Genomic DNA, 9,642 nt, shown 5'->3' on the forward strand with positions numbered 1-9,642 from the left:
CGGGCGCCGRCCAGGACACTCGCTGCGGCCGCGGCGACCAGGGCCGGCAGCGAGTAGCGGCGGCCGTGGACGCCTCGTGGATCGGGAAGCAGATCCAAAAATCCGGACAGACGGACCGCGTCCGCCAGCGGGGCCGGTGCGGGAGTCTGGGCCAGTTGGTCCAGCGCGGTGGGCATGAGGGAAGATGCAGGAGCAGGCACGGACTCGCCAAGTGTTCATGGGACTTCGACACTCACATGATCACCGAGACCGTGCCTGCACTGCGTTCGCCCCCCTGCCCGAACCGGGACGTCCGCCCCAGGGCCGGACCAGCCCGACGTTCCGGACCGATCGCGATCATGCAACGGCCCCTGACCCCGGCGCATACACGCGCGCCATCCAATTCACTCGCGAAACGACACGTCTTTTCACCGGTCTGACGGCACCGGAACCTCCGTGACCACCACAGGAACCGGTGAAACCATATGACGTGCCACAGTGAAAAATGGATGACGCTCGTCAACTCAATCACCCGATACCGAGGTCAAGGTCCCGTGCAGCGGCACCTTGAAGATCAGGCAACAGTCTGTTCATGTCGGTCGTTCCCGTGTTATCCGGATACCCTCATTCGGCCGTTCCTACGACCGTCCAGGAGGGAATGACCGTATACGGGCCCCACGGCTCCCAGCAGAGTTTCTCGTGTAGTGTGATCAACTCCAAGACCGGCATCTGCTCGACGTGCTAGAAGGGGCCCAGTGGTGGCAACGCTTGCAGAGATACAGGCCCTGTTGGGTGAACCACGGTTCAACTGGTCGGATCCGGCGCCATGGATCGAGCTGGAGCGGGAGTTCGGTATCGAATTTCCTGCGGACTTCCGTGAGATCGTGGACGCCTATGGTTCGATCAAGGTCAACGGGCAATTGCATCTGAAGCACCCCGCCGTCCACCTTCTGCACGATCTGGGAACGATGATCAGGGAGGATCTCGAGCTCTGGCGCGGCGAGGACATGGCAGAATTCCTGCCGAGTCCGGTGGGGGCGAACCCCGGGGAACTGATGCCGGTGGCGACGGCCACGACGGGCGAGGCGATTTTCCTTCGTGTTCCCGACGGTCCCTCGTCGTCCTGGCGCGTCGTGGTCCAGGAGTTCGACAGTCCGGCCTGGTATCTCCACGAGATGACGTTCAGTGACTGGTTGCTGGCTTATCTCAGAGGCGAGGATGTGACGTTGTGTTCTCGCAACTGGGCGCCTGACGGCCCGTTCTGGGAATTTCTGCCCTGAAATGCTCACGGTGGTGCCCCCTGTCCTGGTGGCAGGGGGCACCACCGTGTGAAGATTTCCTCGTGACGATCAACGGGTATTTTTTTCCTTGAGCGATGGGGTACGTGGCACTGTTCGCCGCCGGGCTTGAAGACTGTGCCTGCCCGATAAGGCGCGGCGCAGCCGCTAGTTGAGCGCGGCCTTCGCTTCAATTAGTTCAGAGAAGTCGCGGCAGCTGACGAGGAAAGGCGTCCAAGCTGAGCAGCTTGTCGAGGACTATGTGCAGCGCCTGTGTATCCAGTACGATGTCGGCATCCGGATATGGTGGCAGTGATGAGTTATATCTTCACCGTCACCGAAACCGACGAGGACGTCTGGGAACCCTCCCTGAGCGCCAGGGCTTCGGTGTAGTCGGCGGGCGTCCGTTTCGTGATCACTTGAGATGACGAGAGGGAGAGCGAGCGGTCCCTGCTCATGTCCGTTGCGCCCCGGAGCCCTTGCATCTCTCTCCCCCTGCACCGTCGGGGGGAGCGAGCCGACTGCGCCAGGAGATGATCCCGTGCGTGGCTGAAGAGGCAGGTACAGACGCGGACGATGCTTGTGCATGGGCTGAGCGACTGGGTTGGGCGTTCGGGCTGATAGCGGAGGATCCGGCTGCGAGAGGTGCAGCGCTCGTCCATCTGGCGGAGGCCCAGAGGAAGGTCACGGACGCGCTCGCCCGGTCCAACGAGATGTGGCTGCTGACGCGGCCCCTGGGAGCGGACGAGCAGTACCGGGAGCCGGCCTTTCTGCAGGCGCGCCGGAGGCATCAGCAGGCCCAGAGGCGTTCGCTGCCTGATGGGGTGTGGGGTGGTCCTGTGAACGGGGATCTGGCGGCGTGGCCGGGGCTGCCCTATGTGCTGCTCTTCTTGGAGTGGGAGGCGAGGTACCCGCTGGAGTGGACGCAGCATGCGAAGGCGTGGGGTACGAAGCAGAGCCTGATCCGAAAGGTGGCCCGTGCTCGCCAGGAGGAGGCGATCAAGGCGAAGCTCACCGACCTGGTCGAGATCGTCGTCCACCGGGCGTATCGCTGCAAGGATCGCGAATACGTGCGGGTTGCCCGGGCTGTCGACAGCGCTGATCTACGGGGCAGGCTCGATCGGGCAGCCGATTCGGACAGTCCGTGGGCCCGGTGCCATGCCGGGTATGTGCTCTGGCTCCTTGACCGCCCTGACCTGCCGAACACCCGTCGTGTCTGGCAGACCTGGGTGACAGGCGAGGCTGCGGCGTTGCTGTGACCCGGGGACGATGCAGGGAAGGTTCCCGTGATCATGGAGTGCTCTACGCCCCGTGACCTGCCTGGAAGACCGTGCCTGCCGACGCGTCATCCCTGATTCCGCCTGCCCTTGACCGGCTCCGCGAGCAGTCCGACGTCGGGCCCGGGTAGGTGCCCGACCTGCTGGAGCGGCTGGCTCAGGTGCCCGATCCGCGCGGCGTGCGCCACGCCCTGGCCGTCGTGCTCACGCTGACCGCGTGCGCGGTGCTGACCGGCGCGACCTCGCTGCCGGCGGTCGGCGAGTGGATCGCGGACGCGCCGCCGCACGTGCTGGAGCGACTCGGCGTGCGCCTCGATCCCGTGCTGCCCCGGAGGCTGCTGCCCTCGGAGGCGACGGTCCGCCGGCTGCTCGCCCGCATCGACGGTGATGCCCCGGACCGGGCGGTGGGCGGATGCTTGCCGACCGCCGGCCCGAGAGCACCGGGCTGCGCGGACTGTCCGTGGACGGCAAGTCCCTGCGCGGTGCGGCGCAGGCCCCAGGGGCGGAGGATCCACCTACTCGCCGCGGTGGAGCACACCACCGGTGGCTTCGTTGATCTCTAGAAACAGCGTTTGGCGACCGGTTCCGGAGGCAGTTGGTGATCACCTGGCTCACGGATCTCGATGAGGAACGACGGCACTGTCGTGTCCACAAACGTGGGACGGCCCGCCTCTCGTCAGAGCGGCCGGCCGTCGAAGGGGTGGCCGGAGCCGGGCTTGAACGTTGTGCCGAGGTCGTACTGCGCGATGCCGAACGGCTGGAAATCGGCATCGGCAAGGACGCGGTAGAGGAACTCGGAGGTGGACATGTCGTACCAGTGCCATGGGCCGCCGTCATGGGACCGCGCAAGGACGGGGTAATCGCCCGGCCGCTCGGCATCGATCAGCCAGCAGTACTCGTCGGCCCATTCGGTGGAGCCCCAATCAACCAGCCCCTTGCCGCCCGGCGCGTAGATCGCATAGGGATCGACGGCGGAGACGTCTCCGAGTGTGCTGTCCTGGTCGACCGACAGGGAGACCCGCCACTGTGTCAGGAAGTCGAACGAGACGCCCTCGTCGCGCCCCAGAAAGTAGACGGAATCACTGAAGACGCCGCCGCCGAACGCCTCGTAGAGCTCCTTGTAGTCCGCCGGCAGCGGCACCCCCAGCTCTCCCTCGATCGCCGCCCAGTCGACGGAGATCCCGAGCGGCTTCCACGCGGTCAGTTCGATCACTCGCTGAACCCACGTACAACGATCTTTGGGCAGTTCGGTCCCCACTTCCGCTTCGATCTCCGTCCAGGGCTGCGCGGCGTCCCGTGCGTCCCCACCTGTGACACGGAGAAGAGGGTCCACCCAGGAAGCTCCTTCCGGCGGTGCATCCGGCGAGGGCGCAGCCCGCTCCGCCACGAGCACCACCAGCTGTTCGCCGTCCCCGGCGCGGACCACACCGCAGCCGATCCACCGACTGCCGGACGCCCATCCGCGCATCTCGACCAGCTCCCCAGCGAAAGGGGCAAGGAGCGGCAGCCCGGTCCGCTCGGTCACCGTCGGATCGGCGTAACCGCCCATGGCGAGGTTGCGCAGCTGCCCGTACCGACGGCTGAACTCCCTGAGGAGAGTGGATAGGTTGATTGCGTCGGAAACAGCCAGGCACACATGCCCCGCCGGGTGCCCAGACCGGCCGCACACCAATTCTCGCCCGCCCGGCCGAGCCAAGGAGGTAACGGCTTCGAGCAGTTCCTGTTCGTCCATGGCCAGAGAGTGGAACACATGCCACAGACAACGAGCCGGGACTGCGACCCAGCTGACATCCACGACTGACATCAGCGAGGACGAATGGCGCCGGACACAAGCGTCCTTCGTCGGAGTCGAGAAGGCTTGCCAGAGCCCGCCGAGCAGGCCCGGGCCGCACTGCGGATCGAATTCCTAAAGCGGTGCTCAGCTCGGCGCACCGGCACGGAGCCCTCAGGGATCCACCGGCGGCGATCATGGAGCCAAGTTGAGCTGTGTGATGATGCACAAAAGATGACCGACCCTGGGGTGGGGCCGGGTGCCTAAGAAGGGCGGGGCCCCATCGTGGGCAAGGGCGGGGAGTCCATACCGGACGAGGAGTGGGAACGCTTCCTTCGTGAAGCCGAGGCGGGGACCAAGGGCGCGCCCGAGGAGCCGTCGGCACGGGCCCGGATGGTGGCACAGCGGCTGCCGGAGGAGACCGGCCGACCGGAGCCGTGGCGGAGTCATCAACCGGCTCGGCGGCAAGGAAACAAGGCCTGGTACGCGGTCGGTCTGCTGGTTGCCGCCGCCCTGCTGGTCGTGGCGCTGGATCCAGGGCGGGTGGCTGGATGGTTCGGAGGCGGAGGCGGCGAGAGTGCGCCCCTCACCGCGGAGTCGCAACGTCCGGATCAACCGCCGCCGACGGAAGCGGCAATCCAACCTCCGACCGTGAAGCAGCCGTTCAGGGGGTCGCCCGCGGCGCAGTGGGGTGACGGGACGGCTGGGATCGGCCTGCCTGAGGCACGGGCGACCGGCTGGATGAGCAAGGGACAGGTCGCGCAGGCGCTCGAGAAGACCCGGGACTTCCTCGCCGCGTCCAGTCTGGATCCTGGTGTACTGCGCGGGGAGCGGCCGAGGAAGGCGATCGCGTTGATCAATCCTCATCAGCCGGATGTCCAGGACTACCTGGCGACCGCGTTCCGCGCGCCCAGCCGGGAAAACGATCCTCTGCTGCTGTTCAGCCGGTTCGACAAGACGAAGGTCCGGCTCGTCGGGGATGTGGTCAAGACACGAGGGCGGATCACGTACCGAGAAGGCAAGCGCGGTGCGGTCGAGGTGACCACCGATGTCACGTACGTATATCCGGCCGTACGCGCCGCAGCGGGAAGCGACGAAGTCGCGCGCACCATCGTGCGCCGCGAGGTCGTGATGAGTTGGGACGACCCGGCGAAGGTCGTCATCGAGCCGGGTACGTTCTCCCTCGTCTCCTACAAGGTGGACACCACCAACGGCGGCTGCGATACCTTCACCGGCTACCTCACCCCCGAGTTCCGCGCAGAGCGCGCGGCCTCGCGCCCGGGAGACGGCCCCGAGGTGGACCCGTACGACCGGAGCACGTCGATGGAAACGCGCATGCGGGAGGCCGGCGATGCGGGATGCGGGACGGCCACACGGTCGTGAGCGGCAGCTGCAGGGAATCAGAACTGCATGGTCGGGAGCCTCAAGCGTCGCGGGTCGGTGAGTGTCTAAGAAGCTGTCCTTTCTCCGCCCCCCGTGGTCTGGCCGTGCCCGTGAGGCAGGCACAGGTGTCGTCAGCCCCAGTCGCCGTTGAGCCACGCGAGCAGGCGGGCGCGCTTCTTGTAGGAGCAAAAAGCGTAGACGGCGCCGGACGTGGCGTCCGTTTCGGGCCCGCCCCGCAGGTCGTGCCCGTAGTCGCTGGGGCCGTATTCGCCGTCGCGGCGGCCGTCCAGGTCGTCGGCCCAGTCGAGGAGACCGAAGTCGAGGTCGAGGTTCTCGAGGTACCGGGCGGGGTCGGCCGGTTCCACCGGTGTGGGACGACCGTGTGCCCCGGCGGTGCGCCGGTCTTCGAGGCAGCCGTCGGAGCGCACCGGCCGGCCCAGCCACCACCCGGCCAGGAACACGGCGTACACAGTGGTGGCGGCGCCGAGGCGGCGCGGGGTGACCCGGCGGGGGATGTTCACCGGCGGCCCCGTGCCGGCACCCGGGCGGCGTCCCACAGCGCCCGGACGGCGGCTGCGGCGTCCGTGGCCCGGCTGTCCCGGAGGAACCGGCAGGCGGTCGCGAGTGCCTCCTTGCGCAGGGCGGCCTCATGGCCCGGGGTCGCAAAAGAGCCGGTGCCCACGCCGGGCGACGGGCCCCCGGTCCTGAACTGGTCCCCGGTGCCGTGGCGGGGGCCGGTCGAGTGCCCGGCGACGATGCGGTCCGGGTGCGCGCTGCCGCGTGGGTCGGCGGCGCGGGTGCACCCGGCGCCGAACGCGGCGGCGGTGCAGGCCGCCCCGGTTCCGCGGGCGGAGCGGAGGCTGACCCGGCGTAGGTCGGGCGGTGTTGCGCTCATGCCGAAGGACCCTACCCGCAGGTGCAGACCTCTCTGCCGGCATGTGCGTCCCGCGATGCGCGACCGGCGCGGGTGCTGCGGGGCACGGGCCGCGCGGGGCCGAACGGCAGAGGGTCCGATACTGGCGGAGTCGCGTATCCAACTGTCGCCGATTCGGCTGTGGTTCCGGCGTGACGGTCACGGAGTGCTGTCCTCGGGCCGGGCCTTGGCGGTGGCTAGGATCGGCTCCATGCGTGGCGACGATGTCCGAGCGGCAGCCGGGACGGCGCTGTCCTTCCTCCAGCCGCACGCCGTCCGTGACTGGTCGGTTTCGGTACCGGGCTTGGACTTCACCGTGGCCTCGGTGGTGGCACACGCCGGCCAGGGGCCGTTGTGGTATGCGCTGGACCTCACCGGCGGCCCGGCGGACGACGCCGCTTTTGAGATCAGAATTCGGCCCGAGGCCGGGCCAGGGCCGTTACTCAGGAGCCTGCGCAACGCGGCTCACCTGTGTGCGACGACCGTGGACGGCCTTCCGGTGACGGCACGTGGTTTCCATCCGTTCGGGGCCGCCGACCCGTCCGGATTCGCGGCGATGGCCTGCGGTGAGATCCTGGTCCACACCTATGACGCGGCCACCGGTCTCGGCGAAGACTTCCGGCCCGACCAGCGCCTCGCGCGACGGGTGCTGACGCGGCTGTTTCCCTGGCATGCTCCGGGCGCCGACGCTTGGGCGACCCTTCTGTGGGCGCACGGCCGGCTGGACCTGCCGGACGCGCCGCGCCAGTGCGGCTGGCGCTGGCACAGCGCGCCGATTGCCGAATGGGACGGGACGATGCCCCGCAAGGTGTGACCGAGTGCTCACCCGTTTATGCGACATCCCGCGGGTTCGTCCTGGCTTTCATCTCCCGTTGCCGCAGGTCAGCCCGGCAGACGGGAGCGATGGATCCGCATAGATCATGATGGGTCTTCGGGATTTCTGAAGGACCATCATGCTCCCTACACAGACGCACAGGCCGAGGGCGACGAGGCGCCTGGTCAGACCCCATGCCGGGGAACCGAGGGGCACGGCGAACTCGCGGGATGACGCACACCGGTCCGGCCCTGTCGGAGACGTCAGTTCCTGGGAATGCCGTCCGGGATCCCGCATGATCACCGTGTGAGACGTGTACCGAAGTGGGTTGGACCGCTCTATGCAGTGCTGGCCGGGGCATTCCTGGCGGGGTACCTCATAAGCGGCCTCCCAGCTGGCAAGCTGGTCACCGTAGTCACCGCATTCACCGGTCTGCTGGCCGTGCTCCCCGCACTGAGGGACGTGCTCCGCCTCGGTGAAACGGCTCCAGAACCTGTTCCCTCCGTGCAGCAGGTCGCTGACGGGCTCGCCCAGGGGGTGCGCCAGCAGTGGGAGGCCGAGGCGCAGGTACACCGCCTCAACGACCCTTTCCCGCTGTCGGTCGAATGGGAGGCGGCCGACGCGGACCTGGTCGAGTCATGGCCGCACTTGAAGGAGTTGGCCGGGGACTGGCCGGGCCCGTCCCCGGCCGACTCCGCGTGGGCTGCTGGCCCGAGGGGGCTGGCGGGCAAGGGGGCCGAGATCGCCCGGGTCTTCGAACGCGTCCCCACCCGCCGCCTGGTGGTCCTCGGCGAGCCCGGCGCCGGCAAGACCATGCTGCTCATCCGGCTCCTCCTGGCCCTGCTCGAACGCCGCCGGCCCGGCGGCCCCGTCCCGGTCCTGTTCCCCCTGGCCTCGTGGGACCCGGCCCGGCAGGACCTGTACCCATGGATGGCCGACCAACTCGCCCGAGACCACCCTGCCCTCCACGCCCCCGCCCATCCCCCGCAGCCCAGCCCCGGCACCCAGGCACGCGCCCTGCTGGAGCAGCGGCTGATCCTGCCCATCCTCGACGGCCTGGACGAACTCCCCGAAGCCGTGCGAGCCCGGGCCCTGTATGCCATCAACCAGGTACTACCGGCCGGGCAGCCGCTGGTGCTCTCCAGCCGCACCGCCGAGTACCGCAGCGCCCTGACCCCACCGGCGGGGGCCACCGTGCTCCTGAACGGGGCCGCAGGCATCCACCTGCTCCCCCTGGATCCGGCGAAAGCGGCCGCCTACCTGGAGCGCGATGCCGGCGGCCCCGGCACCCGGGCCGCAGCCCGCTGGAGTCGGGTCACCGCTGCGCTGGGCACCGAAACCCCCGCCTCCCAGGCGCTGAGCACCCCGCTCGCGCTGTTCCTGGCCCGCACCATCTACAACCCCCGCCCCGACGAGCACCTCGCCGGCCTTGCCCACCCCGACGAACTCCTCGACCAGGCCCGCTTCCCCACCCGCGAGGACATCGACACCCACCTGTTCGCCGCCTTCGTCCCCGCCGCCTGCCGCCCCCACCCCCACCACCCCACCCGCTGGAGTCCCGAACGAGCCCAGCACACCCTCACCTTCCTCGCCCGCCACCTCCAGCACACCCTCTACGGCACTCCCAACCTCGCCTGGTGGCAACTCCCCAAAGCCCTCCCCAAACACGGATCAGCGACCGCGGTCGGCCTCGCGGTCGGGCTCATCGGCGGACTCTCGGCCGGGCTCGGCTTCGGGCTCCCGTATGCACTCGGCGGGCTCGGCGGGCTCGGCGGCTCCGGGCTCACCTCCGGGCTCTCCAACGGGCTCTTTTTCGGGCTCCCGTGCGCAGTGGCGGCGGCATTGATCACCTGGTTCGCAAGAGACAGAAACCCAAGTTCAGGCATCCGCTGGAGCTGGAGAGGGAAATCCTGGCTCATTTTCGGGATCGCGGCTGGGCTCGGCTTCGGGCTCGCGACCGGGCTCCTGAATGGGCTCGCGACCGGGATCCTGAGCCTCGATCCACCGCGTGAATTCTGCTCACGGGCGTCGGGCGGGTTCCGGGTGTTTCTTCGGGACGCAGGCAGCGGTGATCGCCGGGTGGCCGACCGGTGCGGGGTCTCCAAGGTTCTTTCGGGTCGTGGGCGGTCAGGTCGAGCGTGTGGTTCACGTGACCATGCGCTGTCCGGTCGTCGTCCACAGGTCGACGAAGTCGGCTTCCCAGGGCCAGTGTTGGGACAGGTGGAGGG

At 68.6% G+C, this 9,642-nt stretch carries 9 protein-coding genes; 6 read left to right on the top strand and 3 right to left on the bottom strand.

Annotation, left to right across the window (positions count from 1 at the left end; genetic code table 11):
- Nucleotides 1–737 precede the first annotated feature (737 nt).
- The 3 genes from DIZ27_RS43920 (at nucleotide 738) to DIZ27_RS43930 (ending at nucleotide 3,096) form a co-directional block, all read left to right on the top strand.
- Entirely contained in the window at nucleotides 738–1,259 is a 522-nt protein-coding gene (locus DIZ27_RS43920; protein ID WP_258308902.1) for an SMI1/KNR4 family protein, read from the top strand.
- A 542-nt stretch (nucleotides 1,260–1,801) separates the two neighbouring features.
- The gene (locus tag DIZ27_RS43925) at nucleotides 1,802–2,515 is read left to right on the top strand and encodes a hypothetical protein (RefSeq protein WP_181384026.1); all 714 of its coding nucleotides are present in this window, start codon (nucleotides 1,802–1,804) and stop codon (nucleotides 2,513–2,515) included.
- A gap of 149 nt (nucleotides 2,516–2,664) precedes the next feature.
- Complete coding sequence (locus DIZ27_RS43930; RefSeq protein WP_258308903.1) at nucleotides 2,665–3,096, top strand: transposase family protein; 432 nt, start codon at nucleotides 2,665–2,667, stop codon at nucleotides 3,094–3,096.
- Between the two features lie 113 nt (nucleotides 3,097–3,209).
- On the opposite strand, the gene DIZ27_RS43935 is transcribed toward DIZ27_RS43930, so the two are convergent.
- A complete protein-coding gene (locus DIZ27_RS43935) occupies nucleotides 3,210–4,265 on the bottom strand; it encodes an SMI1/KNR4 family protein (protein WP_181384027.1) in 1,056 nt (351 codons plus the stop codon).
- Nucleotides 4,266–4,589: 324 nt separating this feature from the next.
- Between DIZ27_RS43935 and DIZ27_RS43940 the strand changes: the two genes are divergently transcribed.
- Nucleotides 4,590–5,687 (top strand): hypothetical protein, encoded by a 1,098-nt coding sequence (locus DIZ27_RS43940; protein ID WP_109383849.1) that lies wholly within the window; start codon nucleotides 4,590–4,592, stop codon nucleotides 5,685–5,687.
- 131 nt (nucleotides 5,688–5,818) lie between these two features.
- On the opposite strand, the gene DIZ27_RS43945 is transcribed toward DIZ27_RS43940, so the two are convergent.
- Together DIZ27_RS43945 and DIZ27_RS43950 are read right to left on the bottom strand one after the other, a co-directional pair.
- Nucleotides 5,819–6,202 (bottom strand): hypothetical protein, encoded by a 384-nt coding sequence (locus DIZ27_RS43945; RefSeq protein WP_109383852.1) that lies wholly within the window; start codon nucleotides 6,200–6,202, stop codon nucleotides 5,819–5,821.
- A gap of 2 nt (nucleotides 6,203–6,204) precedes the next feature.
- Nucleotides 6,205–6,582: a hypothetical protein gene (locus DIZ27_RS43950; protein WP_109383850.1), complete on the bottom strand. Its 378-nt coding sequence runs from the start codon at nucleotides 6,580–6,582 to the stop codon at nucleotides 6,205–6,207.
- A 322-nt stretch (nucleotides 6,583–6,904) separates the two neighbouring features.
- Here DIZ27_RS43950 and DIZ27_RS43955 point away from each other — a divergent pair, with 322 nt between their 5' ends.
- Nucleotides 6,905–7,414: a maleylpyruvate isomerase N-terminal domain-containing protein gene (locus tag DIZ27_RS43955; protein WP_109383853.1), complete on the top strand. Its 510-nt coding sequence runs from the start codon at nucleotides 6,905–6,907 to the stop codon at nucleotides 7,412–7,414.
- Between the two features lie 504 nt (nucleotides 7,415–7,918).
- A partial coding sequence (locus DIZ27_RS43960; RefSeq protein WP_181384028.1) for an NACHT domain-containing protein occupies nucleotides 7,919–9,642 on the top strand: 1,724 nt, incomplete at its 3' end.

Source organism: Streptomyces sp. NWU339, assembly GCF_003143855.1.
Lineage (GTDB): Bacteria > Actinomycetota > Actinomycetes > Streptomycetales > Streptomycetaceae > Streptomyces.